The 16594-nt window shown below is 58.8% G+C and carries 13 protein-coding genes; 3 read left to right on the top strand and 10 right to left on the bottom strand.

The genetic code is table 11. The features are described from left to right. Window positions 1-27 precede the first annotated feature (27 nt). From E7738_RS05620 to manA, 6 genes are all read right to left on the bottom strand, one after another. A complete protein-coding gene (locus E7738_RS05620; RefSeq protein ID WP_394516193.1) occupies window positions 28-1473 on the bottom strand; it encodes a methyl-accepting chemotaxis protein in 1446 nt (481 codons plus the stop codon). A 392-nt stretch (window positions 1474-1865) separates the two neighbouring features. Then, on the bottom strand, window positions 1866-2513 hold the full coding sequence (locus E7738_RS05615; RefSeq protein ID WP_394516192.1) for an anti-sigma factor: 648 nt from the start codon (window positions 2511-2513) through the stop codon (window positions 1866-1868). After that, window positions 2510-3064, bottom strand: a complete 555-nt coding sequence (locus tag E7738_RS05610) for a sigma-70 family RNA polymerase sigma factor (RefSeq protein ID WP_394516191.1) — start codon at window positions 3062-3064, stop codon at window positions 2510-2512. Before E7738_RS05610 ends, E7738_RS05615 begins: the two co-directional genes overlap by 4 nt. A 43-nt stretch (window positions 3065-3107) precedes the next feature. Next, a complete protein-coding gene (locus tag E7738_RS05605) occupies window positions 3108-3671 on the bottom strand; it encodes a fasciclin domain-containing protein (RefSeq protein ID WP_031279149.1) in 564 nt (187 codons plus the stop codon). A 133-nt stretch (window positions 3672-3804) separates the two neighbouring features. Beyond that, window positions 3805-5304, bottom strand: a complete 1500-nt coding sequence (locus E7738_RS05600; RefSeq protein ID WP_021506164.1) for a YdgA family protein — start codon at window positions 5302-5304, stop codon at window positions 3805-3807. Window positions 5305-5433: 129 nt separating this feature from the next. After that, window positions 5434-6609, bottom strand: a complete 1176-nt coding sequence (gene manA / locus E7738_RS05595) for a mannose-6-phosphate isomerase (protein WP_141495484.1) — start codon at window positions 6607-6609, stop codon at window positions 5434-5436. 197 nt (window positions 6610-6806) lie between these two features. Between manA and fumC the strand changes: the two genes are divergently transcribed. Then, on the top strand, window positions 6807-8204 hold the full coding sequence (fumC, locus tag E7738_RS05590; RefSeq protein WP_136547774.1) for a class II fumarate hydratase: 1398 nt from the start codon (window positions 6807-6809) through the stop codon (window positions 8202-8204). Between the two features lie 48 nt (window positions 8205-8252). On the opposite strand, the gene tus is transcribed toward fumC, so the two are convergent. Continuing rightward, on the bottom strand, window positions 8253-9179 hold the full coding sequence (gene tus / locus E7738_RS05585; RefSeq protein WP_021506161.1) for a DNA replication terminus site-binding protein: 927 nt from the start codon (window positions 9177-9179) through the stop codon (window positions 8253-8255). Window positions 9180-9389: 210 nt separating this feature from the next. Between tus and E7738_RS05580 the strand changes: the two genes are divergently transcribed. Next, a complete protein-coding gene (locus E7738_RS05580; RefSeq protein ID WP_262255761.1) occupies window positions 9390-10577 on the top strand; it encodes an MFS transporter in 1188 nt (395 codons plus the stop codon). Window positions 10578-10622: 45 nt separating this feature from the next. Here the strand turns inward: E7738_RS05580 and E7738_RS05575 are convergent, their stop codons facing one another. Then, the gene (locus tag E7738_RS05575; RefSeq protein WP_088515833.1) at window positions 10623-10835 is read right to left on the bottom strand and encodes a hypothetical protein; all 213 of its coding nucleotides are present in this window, start codon (window positions 10833-10835) and stop codon (window positions 10623-10625) included. A 521-nt stretch (window positions 10836-11356) separates the two neighbouring features. On the opposite strand from E7738_RS05575, the gene E7738_RS05570 reads away from it, so the two are divergent. Then, window positions 11357-11842 (top strand): RrF2 family transcriptional regulator, encoded by a 486-nt coding sequence (locus tag E7738_RS05570; protein WP_031279147.1) that lies wholly within the window; start codon window positions 11357-11359, stop codon window positions 11840-11842. A 192-nt stretch (window positions 11843-12034) separates the two neighbouring features. Here E7738_RS05570 and oqxB read toward each other — a convergent pair whose 3' ends face one another. Then, on the bottom strand, window positions 12035-15190 hold the full coding sequence (gene oqxB, locus E7738_RS05565; protein WP_058758475.1) for a multidrug efflux RND transporter permease subunit OqxB: 3156 nt from the start codon (window positions 15188-15190) through the stop codon (window positions 12035-12037). 18 nt (window positions 15191-15208) lie between these two features. Beyond that, complete coding sequence (locus tag E7738_RS05560; protein WP_031279145.1) at window positions 15209-16363, bottom strand: efflux RND transporter periplasmic adaptor subunit; 1155 nt, start codon at window positions 16361-16363, stop codon at window positions 15209-15211. Window positions 16364-16594: the final 231 nt, after the last annotated feature.

Below are 16594 nucleotides of genomic sequence, written 5' to 3'. Positions count from 1 at the left end.
TGGTTATCGGCTGCGAGCTATGCCAGGTCAGAGACGGGCAAGCTTTTCTGTCGCGAAGCTGCCGGTGGCTGAAACGGGGCGCTGACCGGCCAGCAGCGCGCTGTCCTGCGGGCTGTCAGAAAAGTTGAAATGACTGATCACCGCAGCCAGCGTTCCGGTACGGCCATTCAGGCTGCCGGCCGAGGCGGCGATCTCTTTCACCAGGGCGGCATTCTGCTGGGTAACGCGATCCAGATCGGTCACGGCCAGCGTAACCTGGGCAATGCCTTTGCTCTGTTCGTCTGACGCCAGCGCAATCTGGCCAATCAGCGACGTGACGGCGGAAACGCTTTGCGTGGCGCTGTCCATGATGGCGCCGGCGCGCTGCGCGGTCTGCGCGCCCTCGCCAACGCGCGTCACGGTGCCATTAATCAGCCCTTCGATCTCCTTCGCGGCGCTGGCGCTGCGTTGTGCCAGCGTGCGCACTTCAGCGGCCACCACGGCGAAGCCGCGTCCCTGCTCGCCGGCGCGGGCGGCTTCAACAGCCGCGTTCAGTGCCAGAATATTGGTCTGAAACGCGATGCTGTTAACCGTGGCGGTAAACTGACGGATTTTATCGGCTTCGGCGGCGATATCGGCCATCATCGCTGACACGCTTTTGACCAGCGCTTCGCCGTCGCGCGTGGTGCGCGCCGCATCCTCAGCCAGCTCGCGCGCTTCGCCCGCGCTGTGGGCATTTTTCTCTACGGTGGCGCTAAGCTGCTCCATGCTGGCCGAGGTCTGCTCGAGCGCAGCCGCCTGGCGGGTGGTGCGGTCGGACAGATCGGCATTGCCGCTGGCGATATCCGCAGACTCCTTGCGTAGCACGTCGGTGTTGTCATGCACGGCACGCACCGTGGTCAGCAGGCTCTGCTGCATCAGCCTGACCAGCGGAATCAGCTGACCCACACAGTTGCGGCCAAAATCCTGCGGTTCCCGCGTAAGATCGCCAGCGGCGATGCCGCGGAAATGTTCCCGCAGCGCCCCCAGCGGCCGTACCAGATGCGTGACCAGAAAACGGTCACAGAACAGCAGCAGCGCGAGCATCAGCAGTGCAGCAATGCCAAAGGCCATTTGCAGACGCTGGCGATCGGACTGGTCGGCATGGTTATTCGCTGCGATGTCGCGCTGCAGGAAATGCAGGCGCTCAGCCGCAGGCACCGCAAAGTCAGCCGGCGATGCGGTGAGGGCGGTACGCAGCGGCGCCCAGTCGCTATCGGCCGGGGCATCGGCCGCTACAGCCGCTTTCGCCGCCGTGGTTCCCGATGCCATCACTAAACTTGCGCGATTGAGAAACAGCAGCTGGCTGGTCAGGGTGGCGTTATGCAGTTCGCGCTGATGCATGTCGCGCAGCACCGTGCTGCCATAGATCCCGGCCAGCGCCACAATCAGTAGCGCCGCGACCAGGATGCACTGCACAACCCGGCGAATGGTGAAGTTTTTAAGAAATTGCATGGTGAGTTTCCCCGGTGTCGTTTAAGACACAATGGTGTCGAGCGTTATTATTTATTGTTCGCGATAATATCGCGTACTATGGTTTAGCGTTTTAAGCATGGCAGGGAATTCTGAAAAAGAAAATGAATCGTCGATAAAATATTTCTTTCCCAAAGATATGCCAGATTAATTTACAAGAGGGTTATTTCGCCTGGCCGCGGCAGTAAAGCTCGCCGGCGGATAAATAAACTTTCATTGTTTTTGCCGTTTGCTGAAATTGAGCGTTCAGTGCCCGTTAATTTAGCTTAAGTCACGCCGCAATGATTAACAGCACTCCGCCTGCAACACGCTGGGCGTCAACAAATAATAAACGCTGCCGTGTTAACGCTAATTTCACCCGTGACCATCACCGATTATAAATTCACACTGTAAAGCACCGGGCCCGTTGGACGTCCGGTTGGGGAACCGCCGTGCGGCTCGAGACTGATCGCCAGCGTCGCCTTAACCAGCGACTGCTGTTTCTCAATCGGATACTGCTGCGGCGCACTTCCGGTGACCAGACCGAGTGAAACGGGCGCCCGGCCAGGCGGAATCAGCCACAGTTCCAGACTCTGATCCGCCCTGACCGCGGTGACCTGCAGCGGCGCCAGACTGATCACGTCCTGCCGGCGGCTGGCGCTCACCACCCATTGCTGACTGTGTTGCGCATCGGTCAGCACTGCCAGCGGTGTCATAACCGGCTCGCGCAGCCAGTAAGCCGTCAGCGCTAAGCCCAGCGCGACGCAGGCGGCAGCCAGCCACGGTAGCGTCCGGCGTGCGGGTGCGACGCGCTTGTCGGGCGGCAGGGAAAGGGCAATTTTTTTCCACAGCGTTTCCGGCGGCGTGACGGGCGGCTGAACCTGGTCGAGACCCGCCAGCAGCGTCTGCCAGCGGGCGACCTGCGCCGCCAGCGCCGGCTCGGCCTGCAGTCTGCGCTGAAAGCGCAATCGCGCGCTGCCGCGCAGCGTGCCGAGGGCGAACTCCGCCGCCAGGGCGTCATCCCGCTGCACCTTGTCACTCATCGTCCTACACACTCCCGCAGATGGTCCAGGCCACGTCGAATCCAGCTTTTTACCGAGCCGACCGGCTGCTGCAGCCACCCGGCAATGTCGGCATGGGATAAGCCCTGATAATAGGCCAGCGCGATCGACTGGCGCTGTTCACTGCTCAAATGCTGCAGACAGTGGTGCAGGCGGGCAACCTGCGGATCGCACTGCTCATCCAGACTGACGTCACCCGGCGTGCTGCTCAAATCGTCGAGCCAGGCCTCATCGGCATGGAATTGTCTGGCATAGCCGCTGCGCAACCAGTCAATACAGCGGTTGCGTACAATGTGCGTCATCCAGGTCAGGGGAGAACTGAGCGCGCTGTTAAATGACGCGGCGTTGTGCCAGACCGTGATGTAGCATTCGTGCAGAATCTCTTCCGCCCACGCCCGCTGGCGTAACATGCGCAGCGCTACCGCAAACAGATGCGGGGAAGTCAGCCGGTACAGCTGTTCAAAAGCCAGGCGGTCGCGCTTCGCGACCGCCTGTATTAAGGCTATTTGTTGCTCAGCCTGAGAGGCGTCCATAATACTCCTGGCCGGTTTGTTTAACCTTACCGAGTATAGACAGTTATTCAGGCATTAAGACGGTATCAATAACGTCAATGACGCCATTTTTCTGATTTACATCATAAGTGCTGATATTTGCCACATTACCCTGACCATCTTTCAGCTGAATATTATGTGGCCCGTTGCTCATAATCCACAGCGGCTGACCATTCACCGTTTTCAATTCGGCTTTACCGCCACCCTGTTTAATTTTTTGCTCCAGCGCTTTCATATCATATTTACCGGCGACCACATGGTAGGTCAGCACGCTGGTGAGTTTGGCTTTGTTTTCTGGTTTGAGTAGTGCATCAACGGTGCCGGCAGGCAGTTTGGCAAAGGCGGCGTTAGTCGGCGCAAACACCGTAAACGGGCCTTTGCCCTGTAAGGTATCGACCAGACCCGCGGCTTTAACGGCAGCGACCAGCGTAGTGTGATCCTTCGAGTTCAGGGCGTTTTCAATAATGTTTTTTTGTGGATACATTGCCGCGCCGCCTACCATCACCGAATCGGCGTGCATGGCCGCCATCGCAGCGTTCGCGCCAAGCAGGGCTGCAGACAGGACGGCATAACTGATTAACTTTTTCATCATATATCCTCATTGAAGGAGCAGAAGGGTGCTCACAAAGGGATATACGTACGGTGCGGCTGAACAGATGCAGAAAAGAGTGAAATTTTTTTGCCGGGGGAAAACGGCAGCCCGGAGCGGGCTGCCGCGGGGATTACTCTGGCATGCCTTCGCTGGTTGGCGCGCCTAACATGTAGCGCGACAGGAACTGCTCCAGCGTCATTTTGTCGCCATTCATGGTGACCTGACCGTTAGCGTATTGCAGGCTGGTGGTGATGTTATCGTCCTGCTGCTGCGTCAGACGGAACATCTGGCCCATCGCCGCCAGACCTTTCACCTGCTGATCGGCCAGCTTCTGCGCATCATCACCCTGATAACCTTCCGCCAGACCGACGTGACGCATCACTTCCGTCGCCATTGGCATATTGATGCTCAGCTTACCGTCGAGCGTTTTCAGCACGCGATCCACGGCGGCACCCAGACTCTGCGGTTCACCGGTGACGGTCGCCGGATCGTTAAAACCGACGTTAAGGTTGAACGTGCTCTCGCCCTTGTCATTTTTCCAGCTCAGCGGCGCCACGCTTACGGTCGGCGAACCTTTCAGCAGGGTCGGCAGGTTATTTCTCAGAATGGTCTGCACGCTGGCCTGGTAGCGGATAGGATCGTCCACCACGCCAGGCTGGTTCAGCAGATCCTGCATCTGCGCATTGTACTGGTCAGAGAAGGTTTTCACCGCCTGAGCATCAAACTGCGCAAATTTCATCGCCAGTTTGGCTTCGCCGAACGGCTGTTTCTGCAGGCTGATGTTATCGACCTGATAATCAATCTGGCCGCCAATCTTACCGTCTTTGTTGTCGAACGAGGACTTCCCGTCCAGCTTCTCCAGCGTCAGGCCTTCCTGACCGTTGATGCTGGCGTCGAGCTTATCCAGCGTGATGGTCTGGTCGCCGACGCGCACGCCTTCCGGACTCAGGTGGGTGTCACCGCCCAGCTTCAGACCGTTAAGGGTAAACAGCACCGGCTGCTGCAACTGGTTTTTGCTGGTGACGGCGATGCTGGAGAAGTCGCCCTGCAGACTCACTTTGTCGCCTTTGCTGTCCGCGCTGACGTTGAGCGTGCCGCCGTTGGTGGCGAGGCGATCACCGGTCTGCGCATTGCTGTAATCCACCGGCAGCAGGTGCAGCGCGGTATCGGTCGCGCCGCTGTAACCAACGCGGGTATCGGCATTAACCAGCGATTTGCCCTGAGTCAGTTCAAACAGTTTCTTCACCGCATCGGTGTTTTCCAGTTCGGTGTGCACCGAGGCCATGCTGGGGATCAGGTTGCCGCGTTTCAGCTGAGCAAACGGGAAAGGACCGTGATCGATGGTTTCATTGAGCACGATGCTTTGACCCGGCTTCAGCAACGGATTGTCTTCAGTCTGCGAACTGGCCTGAATCACCAGTTTGGTTTTGCTGCTGAATACGCCACGCTGGTAATCCTGATAGCTGAGCGTCAGACGGCTATTCGGCGCGTACGCGTTGATCTGGCTGTTGGCATTTTGCAGCATCTCATCCATGTGGCTTTCCAGCTGTTTACCGGTAAACCACGCTGCGCCAGTCCAGATTACGCCGAGCGCCACAATCACACCTACGGCAACCTTGGTCTTTTTCATCGCTGAGTCGTCCTTATCCTTGCGTGCGCATACCGTTGGGCCGCGCGACGGGTGAAGAAAAACGCCCGCAGGCGTTTTTTAATTAATAGTTTGAAATAATAGCAGTTAATGCTGCAGGCGTCAGCCGCCTCACGTCAGCGCGTTGTACACCCGCGCCAGACGACCAGTCCCCGCCGCGCTCACCGGCGACTCGCTGGCTGCGACAAAGCAGGATTCGCCCGGTTGCAGTACCAGCTGCTGCCCGGCCTTTTCAATCACCGCCTGGCCTTCGATGCAGAACAGCAGGGCGGCACTGTGCTGTGCCAGCGTTTGCGGCGTGGCCGAAAGCGTATGGATGGCGAAGGCAAAATCCTCTACCGGAATCGGGAAGTTCAGGCTGTCACCCTGTGTCTGCGGCTGCGTGAGCAGCGTTGCCGCCGGTTTGGCCTCGAACTTCAGGTTGGCCAGCAGTTCCGGAATATCAATGAATTTTGGCGTCAGGCCGGCGCGCAGCACGTTATCCGAATTGGCCATCACTTCCAGCGCCACGCCTTTCAGATAGGCATGCGGCGTTTCGGCGAACAGGAACATCGCCTCACCCGGTTGCAGGGTGATGACATTCAGCAGCAGCGGTGAGAACAGGCCATTATCGTCCGGGTAGTCGCTGGCGATGGTTTTGATGGTCTGCCACGGTTCGCCTTCGCGCGCGTTCAGCGCGGATTTCAGTACGCCGAGCGCGCGGGTTTTGCTTTCGTCTTTCAGCGACAGCAGGGTAGCGAACAGTTTAGCCAGCGCGGCTTCGCTGGCGTTTTCGAGGAAATGGGCGATCTGCGGATGCGCGCCCGCGACCGGCTCCAGCAGCGAGACAATCTCAGGCAGTTCGCGAAAGCCGTTCATCGCCTGGAACGGCGTCAGGGCATACACCAGTTCGGGCTTGTGGTTAGCATCTTTATAGTTGCGCTCGGCGGCGCTGAGCGGAATGCCCGCCGCGTTTTCACGCGCGAAACCGGCTTCTGCGGCAGTTTTACTGGGATGCACCTGAATCGATAACGGCTGATCGGCGCACAGCACTTTAAACAGAAACGGCAGCTCACCGAAACGCTGCGCTACCGCAGCCCCCAGCGTCGCGACCTGATCGTCATTGATCACGTCACGCAGCGAACGGGTGATGCCATTCACTTCAACGGTAGAGGGGCTTTTGGGGTGCGCGCCCATCCATAATTCCGCCATCGGCAATCCCTGCGGGTTTTCGATGCCGTAGAGTTCGGTCAGCGCGGTTTTGCTGCCCCATGCATAATTTTGCAGCGAATTGTTCAATTTTTGCATCGTTTACCCTTAATAACGGTAAGTAAATAAGCGTATTAAAGCAGAAAGTGCCATAGAAAATACACGAACAAGTGCAATAAACGCGATGGGCTCGCATAATGTTAATTTCTTGTATGTGACAATCTTGCTCGCTCTAAGGCGTCGCGGGAAGACGACTTAGGCGGAAACCTCAAAATCTGAGCTAAGGAGACGTAGTCATGGCAGCCAACCGCATTGAAAAAGATTCAATGGGTCCGATCGAAGTTCCGGCAGATAAGTTGTGGGGCGCACAAACGCAGCGTTCGCTGGAGCACTTCCGTATCTCCACCGAGAAGATGCCCGTGGCGCTGGTGCATGCGCTGGCGCTGACCAAGCGCGCCGCCGCCCAGGTTAACCGCGATCTGGGGCTGCTGCCGGCTGAACGGGCCGGGGCGATTATCGACGCCGCTGACGAGGTGCTGGCCGACCAGCACAGCGACGAGTTCCCGCTGGCCATCTGGCAGACCGGCTCTGGCACCCAGACCAACATGAACATGAATGAAGTGCTGGCTAACCGCGCCAGCGAACTGCTGGGCGGCGAGCGCGGCATGTCGCGCAAAGTGCATCCGAATGATGATGTTAACAAGAGCCAGAGCTCCAACGATGTGTTCCCGACGGCGATGCACGTTGCCGCGGTGATTGCGCTGCGCGAACAGCTGATTCCGCAAATTGAAGTGCTGAAAAATACCCTGAGCGAGAAGTCCGCCGCGTTTAAAGACATCGTTAAAATTGGTCGTACCCACCTGCAGGACGCCACACCGCTGACGCTCGGCCAGGAGATTTCCGGCTGGGTTGCCATGCTGGAGCACAATCTGAAGCACATCGAACACAGTATTCCGCACGTCGCCGAGCTGGCGCTGGGCGGTACCGCAGTCGGTACCGGCCTGAATACCCATCCGGAATATGCGGTGCGCGTTGCGAAAGCGCTGGCCGACCTGACGCAGCAACCCTTTGTCACTGCGCCCAACAAATTTGAAGCGCTGGCGACCTGCGATGCGCTGGTGCATGCGCACGGCGCGCTGAAAGGCCTGGCCGCCTCGCTGATGAAAATCGCTAACGACGTGCGCTGGCTGTCGTCCGGTCCGCGCTGCGGCATCGGTGAAATCAGCATTCCGGAAAATGAGCCCGGCAGCTCGATCATGCCAGGCAAAGTCAATCCAACGCAGTGTGAAGCGCTGACCATGCTGTGCTGTCAGGTGATGGGCAATGACGTGGCGGTGAACATGGGCGGTGCATCCGGTAACTTCGAACTCAACGTCTACCGGCCAATGGTGATCCACAACTTCCTGCAGTCGGTACGGCTGCTAGCCGACGGCATGGACAGCTTCAATCACCATTGCGCGGTGGGCATTGAGCCCAACCGCGAGCGCATCGATCAGCTGCTCAACGAGTCGCTGATGCTGGTTACCGCGCTGAATACTCATATCGGCTATGACAAAGCGGCGGAAATTGCCAAGCAGGCGCACAAACAGGGGCTGACACTGAAAGCCTCGGCGCTGAAGCTCGGCTACCTGACTGAAACGCAGTTTGACGAATGGGTGCGGCCGGAAGAGATGGTTGGCAGCATGAAGCAATAGCTTTACTGCCGGACACTACAGCGCGACCTGTCGCGCTGTTTTTTTGCCTTACAGACGGTCACTCCATAAATGCAGCCGCGGGATGATCAGATGCAGCGGCTGCGCCAGCGGCTTGTAGCGGTGCGCGATGTTTTCAGCATCGTAATCCAGCAGTTCACCCAGCGTCGGCACCTGCGTACGATCGCGGCACAGCACCAGCAGCGGCGAAGGGCAGGCCAGCTGCAGCTGTTTTTTCTCGCTGGCGCGCCACAGCCGCGCGATAGGTTGCACTTTGACTGGCCGCTTGATCTTCAGCTGCGCGCCGTCCGGCAATGACCGCACCCGCTCCAGCTCCTGCTGCACTTTCTCTGCCCACTGTTCGCGCGTCCACGGCGCCTGCGCGCGGTTCGCCTTCAGGCTGCGCTCCAGCTGCTCGACGATGGCCTCGCGCGTCACCTTCTTGATGATGTTTTTATTCGCCCAGCCAAAACGCAGCGTATCCGGCGCCTGCAGTAGCGTGACGCTGCGGTAGGCATTGAGCGTGATCAGGCCACGCAGATGCTGGTGCACAAACTCAAAACGCGCCTCGCTCGGCAGGCCGGAGTCGACGGTGATCAATTGCTCCAGCCGCTGTTTAAGGGTGTTGATGGTCGTGACCTGCTGCTCCAGTCGCTGGCTGGCCGCCTCATCCGCCTCAATGCAGAGGGCGCCAGGCAGACGCACCGCCGCTTTGGTGCTGAGTTTTTCTGACTGATGCTGCATAAACAGGCGACAATAGTGGGCGAGGGCCATTTCGCGCGCGCGTTTACCGAGATGCTGGGTCACCGCGATGCGGTTGATTTCATCATGCTCTTTGCCTTTCTCGATCTCCGGCAGGCTGAACACGCGCGCCAGCAACAGCGGCTGCTGTTCAACCGACGCCCGCAGTGCAGTGAGTTCGCGCTCCAGCGTATTCACGCATTCGTGTAAATCAGCCACTAAATCATAGCGAGCCATCGCGGTTCTCCATAGTTACAACATACCAAAGGGTGGCACTGAATGACGCGGCGAGCAAGCAAGCATACTAGTTACAACATACTACGATAAAGTTTATCCATCCGATCGCTGAAACCCCGGCGTGGAATTCGGCTCAACAGGGCGTGCGGGCATTTTTCCTGTCGGATGAACATGTTATAACCGTGATTTACCTGTTAACGGATATTAGCTGTGGAGTATCAGCCAAAACCGGGCGCGCCCGCTATCGTTACGCTCGGCGCCGTGCAGATCCTGTCGTGGGGCGGATCATTTTACTTGATGGCCGTGATGGCTAACCCGATCATCGCGGAAACCGGCTGGTCGCAGCAGTGGGTGTATGGCGCACTTTCGCTCGGCATTCTGGTCTCCGGCCTGCTGGCACCGCTGTGCGGCCGGCTGATTGCCCGCGCACAGGGTCGCCGGCTGCTGGCGGCGAGCGGGGCGGTGATGGCACTCGGGCTGGTGATCATGGCGCAGAGCCACAGTTTGCCGCTGTTTCTGTTTGCCTGGCTGATTATCGGCGCGGGCATGGCGATGGGCCTGTATGACGCGCTGTTCGCCACGCTGGGCACCTTATATGGCGGCCAGGCGCGTGGCGCGATTACCGGTATTACGCTGATTTCAGGATTCTGTACCTCACTGGTGTGGCCCGGCATCGCGCTGCTGATCCACTGGCTGGAGTGGCGCGGCGCCTGTCTGGCTATCGCCGCGCTGCTGTGCCTGGCGGTGCTGCCGGCTTACCTGTATGCGCTGCCGGCGCCGCGTACGCCATCCATACCAAAAGCCACGCAACAGCATACCGCACAGAATTCACTGGCTCCCACGCTGTTCTGGCTGCTGTGCAGCATCTTTACCCTCGCGTCGGTGATCATGACGGCGATATCGGTGCAGCTGATTACCCTGCTGCAGGCGAGCGGGCATTCGCTGAGCGCCGCGCTGGCGATCAGCACGCTGCTGGGGCCGTGCCAGGTGGCGTCGCGCATTGTCGATATGGCGTTTAAGCGCGGCCATCCCATCTGGACCACTTTCTTCTCAGTCGGGCTGGTGGCGCTGGGATTACTGCTGCTGGCCTGTTATCCCGCGTGGGCGCTGGTAAGTATGGTGCTGTACGGTGCAGGAAATGGCTTGCGGGCTATCGTGCGCGGTACGCTGCCGCTGGCGATGGTAAAACCGGAAGAGTACGCCATTGTGGTTGGCCGCATGGCGCGACCGGCGCTGATTGGTCAGGCGCTCACGCCGCTGATTGGCGGCTATATTTTCCAGCATTCCGGCGCGCAGGCTACGCTGTGGCTGTTATGCGGGCTGGCGCTCATCAACGTGCTTTTGGTGGTGGTGCTGAAGCGGAAATTGCCGGCAGGCGCTCCGGAATCCGCGGGTTGAAATCGCCACTGACGGCTAACGGGCAGAGATGGCTGTTGGTGCGCTTTAGTGGCGATCCGTCAGATATTGCAGCAGGCAACACAACGCGCTTAACAGCAGAGTGCAGCCAGCCGAGACAACGAAAGGCAGCGGTGCCATCCGCACGCATTGCCATAAGGTTGGCGCGTTCAGGCAGCTGGTTGCCGCCGTGATGATGCCCACCGTCAGCGGGAGAACGGTCAGCAATAACGCGCCAACGACCGGGGATAATACAGACATTATTTCGCGCCTCGAAAATAGTAACGGCGCGCATTTTGTATAAAAAATAGCAAGGCAATCCTGACACGGATCAATATTATTCCTTTCAGAAGCTGGTTAATCGACCCTGACGCAGCCCCCTTAGCCGGGGTGTTTTTGTTTCTTACACAGAAACAATGGCTTGTCTGAAGGTCGGATGCGCACACGGCGCGACACCCGTGCAGAAATAATCATCCCTTTGTCACAACGTCCTTTGCCAGCCCGCAGCTACAGCGGTGGGGGCAAAAAAGTGACACATCGCGCATATTGTTGCGCAAGGCTCAGAGTGCTAAAGCGGTCAGCGGCATGCCCTGTTGGAATATTTTTATCTAAATTCAATAGTTTAAGTAGATATCAAGGCGGGTAATAGCGCAGGTTAGTCACAGGCGGAAAGCATTTTCGGTATTCTAAAAAGCAACAGTGTTTGTTATATTTATTGCTCATTGATTATTCACTGCCGCGGTATGAAAACAAGAAGATAGGCCGCAACTCAGGAAACAGAAATGCTAGATTACCGCTTCCCGACAGCTTTGCAGATGGTTTTGAGCGTAGCGATGGCGGAGCAATTGGGTAAACGCTCGACCAGTGCCATTCTGGCGTACGGTCTTGAAGCGAACCCCAGTTTCATTCGGAAACTCATGGTTCCGTTAACGCGCGATGGCATCATTGTCTCGACGCTTGGCCGTACCGGCTCGATCCATCTGGGTCGTCCGGCCGCTGAGATCACGCTGCGCGATATCTACACCTCAGTGATTGAAGACAAAAAACTGTGGGCGTCGCGCCCCGATGTCGCACCGCGCTGCCTGGTCAGCGCCAACCTGTGCTGGTACTTCAAATCGATCGCGGAGCAAGCGGAAGAGGCGTCGCTTAAAGTGCTGGAAACCCGCACCGTCGCCGATGCCCTTAACGAGCTGAAAAAGCACGATACCAGCAACTGCGAACCGCTGCCTGACCTCGAAATCGCCGAACTCTGCAAAAAAGACCGCTAACCTCCCGTGCGCATCGCTGATGCGCACTTTTCCATTCCGCTTCTGTACGCGCAATCTACCCCTGTAAATCCTGTGAAATCCCGCTGCTGTGCTCTGGCGCAGAGGCGTGCTGTTGCCGTGTAACATCGTCGTGCTGCGTCAGGCAAAAAAAATCCGGGCACGGTGGCCCGGATGGGTTTTACTCCTTAGCGTTTACACCGTCTGTGTTTCCACCGCCGGCTGCTGCTTGCGCGTCACCAGCTTACGCAGCGTCACGTAGAACACCGGCGTCAGGAACAGGCCAAACAGCGTAACCCCCAGCATGCCCGAGAACACGGTGATGCCGGTTACGCCACGCACTTCGGCACCTGCACCTTCGCCCAGAATCAGCGGCACGGTGCCGGCGATAAAGGCGATGGAGGTCATGACGATCGGGCGCAGACGCAGGCGACAGGCTTCCAGCGCCGACTCCACAATCCCTTTGCCCTGCATCTCCAGTTCGCGGGCGAACTCGACGATCAGGATGGCGTTCTTACATGCCAGCCCCATCAGCACCACCAGACCGACCTGGACAAACACGTTGTTATCGCCGCCGGTCAGCCACACGCCGACCAGTGCGGAGAGCATCGTCACCGGTACGATCAGGATCACTGCCAGCGGCAACGTCCAGCTCTCATACAGCGCCGCCAGTACCAGGAACGCCAGCAGCACCGCCACCGGGAACACGATAAACGCGGTGTTGCCCTGGGTTGCCTGCTGATAACTCAGGTCGGTCCATTCGATATTCATGCCGTTCGGCAGCACCTGGCTGGACATCGCCTCGAGTTTTTCCATCGCCTGCGCAGAAGAGAGCACGCGCGGATCGGCATCGCCAATCAGGTCAGCCGCCGGATAACCGTTATAGCGAATCACCGGGTCCGGACCGTAGGTGGTGGTGATGTTCACCATGCTGCCAATCGGCACCATCTCACCGCGATCGTTACGGGTGCGCAGGTTCGCGATATCCTGCACGCTGTCGCGGAAATCCCCGTCAGCCTGCGCCATCACACGCCAGGTACGACCAAACTTGTTGAAGTCGTTGACGTAAGAGGAACCCAGATACACCTGCAGCGTCGTGAACAGATCGGTCAGCGATACCCCTTGTGCTTTGGCTTTGTCGCGATCGACCTGCACATCCAGCTGCGGCACGTTGGCCTGATAGGAGGAGATCGGGAACATCATGCCAGGCGTCTGCATCACTGCACCGGACAGGGTATTAATCGCGGTTTGCAGTGCGCCATAGCCCAGGCCCGCACGGTCCTGCACATACAGCGAATAGCCCGATCCCTGGCCCAGACCGAGGATTGGCGGTGGCATGATGGAGAAACCGAAGCCCTGCTGGATTTTGGAAATTTTCGCGTTGATCTCAGCATTGATTTCCGCCGCAGTGCGGCTGCGCTCGCTGAATGGTTTCAGACCGAAGAACACCGTGCCGGTATTGGGCGTATTGGTGAACTGCAGCGCATTCAGGCCGGGGAAGGCGACGGAGTAGGCCACGCCTTCGGTGTTCATGCCGATTTCGCTCATCTTACGAATCACTTCATCGGTACGCGCCAGCGATGAGCCTTCCGGCATCTTCACGCCACCAATCAGGTACAGCTTATCCTGCGTCGGAATAAAGCCGCCTGGCACGGTGTGGAACATGAAGCCGGCACCGGCCAGCAGCAGCACGTACACGCCAAACACCGCACCGCGCCGGCGCAGGGTTTTGCCGACCATCGATTCATAGCCGTCCGAGCTGCGCTGGAAGAAGCGGTTAAACGGCCGGAACACCCAGCCCAGCAGGCGATCAATCAGGCGCGTCGGCAGGTCCTTCGGCGCACCGTGCGCCTTCAGCAGTTTCGCCGCCAGTGCCGGAGAGAGCGTCAGCGAGTTAATCGCCGAAATCACCGTCGAAATGGCAATGGTCACGGCAAACTGCTTATAGAACTGACCGGTTACGCCCGAGAGGAAGGCCATCGGCACAAATACCGCACACAGCACCAGCGCGATGGCGATAATCGGCCCGGAGACCTCGCGCATCGCCTGGTGAGCTGCCGCCACCGGTGTTAAGCCCTGCTCAATGTTACGCTCGACGTTCTCCACCACCACGATGGCGTCATCAACCACGATACCTATCGCCAGCACCAGCCCGAACAGACTCAGGGTATTGAGCGAAAAGCCCAGCAGGTAGAGCACGCTAAAGGTACCGACCACCGACACCGGCACGGCCAGCAGCGGGATGATCGAGGCGCGCCACGTCTGCAGGAACAGAATCACCACCAGCACCACCAGCACGATGGCTTCGAACAGCGTCTGGACCACGGCGCGGATTGAGTCACGCACGAACACCGTCGGATCATAAGGCGCGGCCCACTGCACGTCATCCGGGAAGCGCGTTGCCAGCTCAGCCATCTTGGCGCGTACCGCATTCGACAGGTCGATGGCGTTTGCGCCCGGCGACTGGAAGATACCGATACCAACCGCATCCTTGTTGTTCAGCTGCGAACGCAGGGCATAACTGCCGGAGCCCATCTCGATGCGCGCCACGTCACGCAGGCGCACCAGCGTGCCGTCGTCGGCGGTTTTCAGGATGATGTTGCCAAACTGCGCCTCATCTTCCAGCCGCCCCTGGGTGTTGATCGACAGCAGGAAATCGCTCTCTTTCTTCGTCGGCTCAGCGCCCAGCTGGCCGGCAGAAACCTGCACGTTCTGCTCCTGCATGGCGCTGACCACGTCGCCGGCGGTCATGCCGCGCGCCGCCACTTTGTTCGGGTCGAGCCAGACGCGCATCGCGTAGTCACCGGCACCGAAGATCTGAATCTGGCCGACGCCCGGCAGGCGCGCCAGTTCATCTTTCACCTTCAGCGTGGCGTAGTTACGCAGATAGAGCGAATCGTACTTGCCGTGGGGCGAGAACAGATGCACCACCAGCGTCAGGGTAGGTGACTGCTTCTGGGTGGTCAGGCCGAGCTGACGCACCTCTTCCGGCAGACGCGCTTCAGCCTGCGCCACGCGGTTTTGTACCTGGACCTGCGCCTGGTCGGGATCGGTCCCCGGGCGGAAGGTCACGGTGGTAACCAGCACGCCATCTGAGCCGGCCACCGACTTCATGTACATCATGTTTTCCACCCCGTTGATCGCTTCTTCCAGCGGCGTTGCCACCGAATCAGCAATCACTTTGGGGTTGGCACCGGGATATTCTGCGCGCACCTGCACGCTGGGTGGTACCACGTTGGGGTATTCACTGATCGGCAACAGCGGAATGGCGATCAGTCCGGTGGTAAATATCAAAATCGACAGGACCGCGGCGAAAATCGGTCGGTCGATAAAAAAGCGGGAGAAATCCATAACGGGCAGTCTCGATTATTATTGAGCGGAGCGCATGGCCACCGGCTGCGCTTTTACCGGCATACCGGGCATGAACACTTTCTGCAGACCGTTGACAATCACCTTGTCGCCTGGCTTCAGACCCTGCTGCACAATACGCAGGCCGTTAGCCAGATCGCCCAGCTGAACATCGCGGCGTTCGGCTTTGCCCTGCGCATCAACCACGTAAACGTATTTACGATCCTGGTCGGTCAGTACCGCACGGTCGTCGACCAGCAGCGCGTTAAATTCTGCGCTGCCCGGCAGCCGCACGCGGGCAAACAGGCCTGGGGTAAACTGACGCTGCTGATTGTCGAGCGTGGCGCGCATGCGAATGGTGCCGGTGCTGGCGGTCAGCTGGTTATCGAGAAAATCGACGGTGCCGCGGTGCGGATAGCCCTGTTCGCCGGTCAGCGCAATCTCTACCGGCAGCGAACCGCGGTTCTGGCCCTGACGCGCCATCGCCTGGTACTGCAGATAAATCGCTTCGTCGACGTCAAAGTAGACGTACATGCGGTCCTGTGAAACCAGCGTGGTGAGAACGCTGGCGCTGTCGCCGGCGGTCACCAGGTTACCGGTGGTGATCATCGCCCGGCTGGCGCGACCATCAATCGGCGCGGTGACGCGGGTGAAGTCGAGGTTCAGCTGCGCCATATCGACTGCCGCCTGGGCGGCCAGCACGCTGGCCTGCGCCTGACTGGCGGTCGAACGCCGCTGTTCCCACTCTTCGCGCGACACCACCTGGGTGCCGATCAGCTTGTCGGTACGGGCCGACTCGCTGCGGGCCAGCGCCGCCTGGCTACGCGCGCTGGCCAGTTCGGCCTGCGCCTGCTCCAGCGTGGCGCGGTAGGTGCGGTCATCAATGGTGAACAGCACCTGACCTTTCTTCACCTCATCGCCTTCGCGATAGTTAACCTGATCGATGTAGCCCGAGACGCGCGGACGCAGCTGCACGCTCTGCACCGCTTCAATGCGGCCATTGAAGCTATCCCACTGGCTGACTTTTTGTTGCACCACCTGCGCGACACTCACTTCGGGCGGAGGCGGTGGCGCGTTTTGCGCCACACCGCGATCACAACCGGCCAGCAGGCTTCCCAGCAACATCACTCCTGACAGGCTTACGGCCCGACGAACCCCATATGTTTGCAGATGCATTGTTGTTATTCCGCGTTGGTGAAAAAGAAAGGAGACGTACGAAAAATCTGCAACTTTTAAGATTGCATTAAAACCACAGGAGTGTAGGCTTGGGCGAACTGCATCTGCAAGAATATCTGATACACTTTATGTGCGGTTTTGATCAATTCGTAACAGGTAGCGAAAGCCCCTACGGCGAGTGCGGCATTTAATGCAATAATAAAACTTGCATTAAGTGCGATAGTCAGTCAC

It is taken from the genome of Pantoea sp. SGAir0430 (assembly GCF_043549295.1).
This window is presented reverse-complemented; position numbering and strand designations above follow the sequence as displayed.

Coding starts and splice junctions, on each gene's coding strand:
- E7738_RS05620 (WP_394516193.1), bottom strand. CDS start 1,473: ATGCAATTTCTTAAAAACTTCACCATTCGCCGGGTTGTGCAGTGCATC.
- E7738_RS05615 (WP_394516192.1), bottom strand. CDS start 2,513: ATGAGTGACAAGGTGCAGCGGGATGACGCCCTGGCGGCGGAGTTCGCC.
- E7738_RS05610 (WP_394516191.1), bottom strand. CDS start 3,064: ATGGACGCCTCTCAGGCTGAGCAACAAATAGCCTTAATACAGGCGGTC.
- E7738_RS05605 (WP_031279149.1), bottom strand. CDS start 3,671: ATGAAAAAGTTAATCAGTTATGCCGTCCTGTCTGCAGCCCTGCTTGGC.
- E7738_RS05600 (WP_021506164.1), bottom strand. CDS start 5,304: ATGAAAAAGACCAAGGTTGCCGTAGGTGTGATTGTGGCGCTCGGCGTA.
- manA (WP_141495484.1), bottom strand. CDS start 6,609: ATGCAAAAATTGAACAATTCGCTGCAAAATTATGCATGGGGCAGCAAA.
- fumC (WP_136547774.1), top strand. CDS start 6,807: ATGGCAGCCAACCGCATTGAAAAAGATTCAATGGGTCCGATCGAAGTT.
- tus (WP_021506161.1), bottom strand. CDS start 9,179: ATGGCTCGCTATGATTTAGTGGCTGATTTACACGAATGCGTGAATACG.
- E7738_RS05575 (WP_088515833.1), bottom strand. CDS start 10,835: ATGTCTGTATTATCCCCGGTCGTTGGCGCGTTATTGCTGACCGTTCTC.
- E7738_RS05570 (WP_031279147.1), top strand. CDS start 11,357: ATGCTAGATTACCGCTTCCCGACAGCTTTGCAGATGGTTTTGAGCGTA.
- oqxB (WP_058758475.1), bottom strand. CDS start 15,190: ATGGATTTCTCCCGCTTTTTTATCGACCGACCGATTTTCGCCGCGGTC.
- E7738_RS05560 (WP_031279145.1), bottom strand. CDS start 16,363: ATGCATCTGCAAACATATGGGGTTCGTCGGGCCGTAAGCCTGTCAGGA.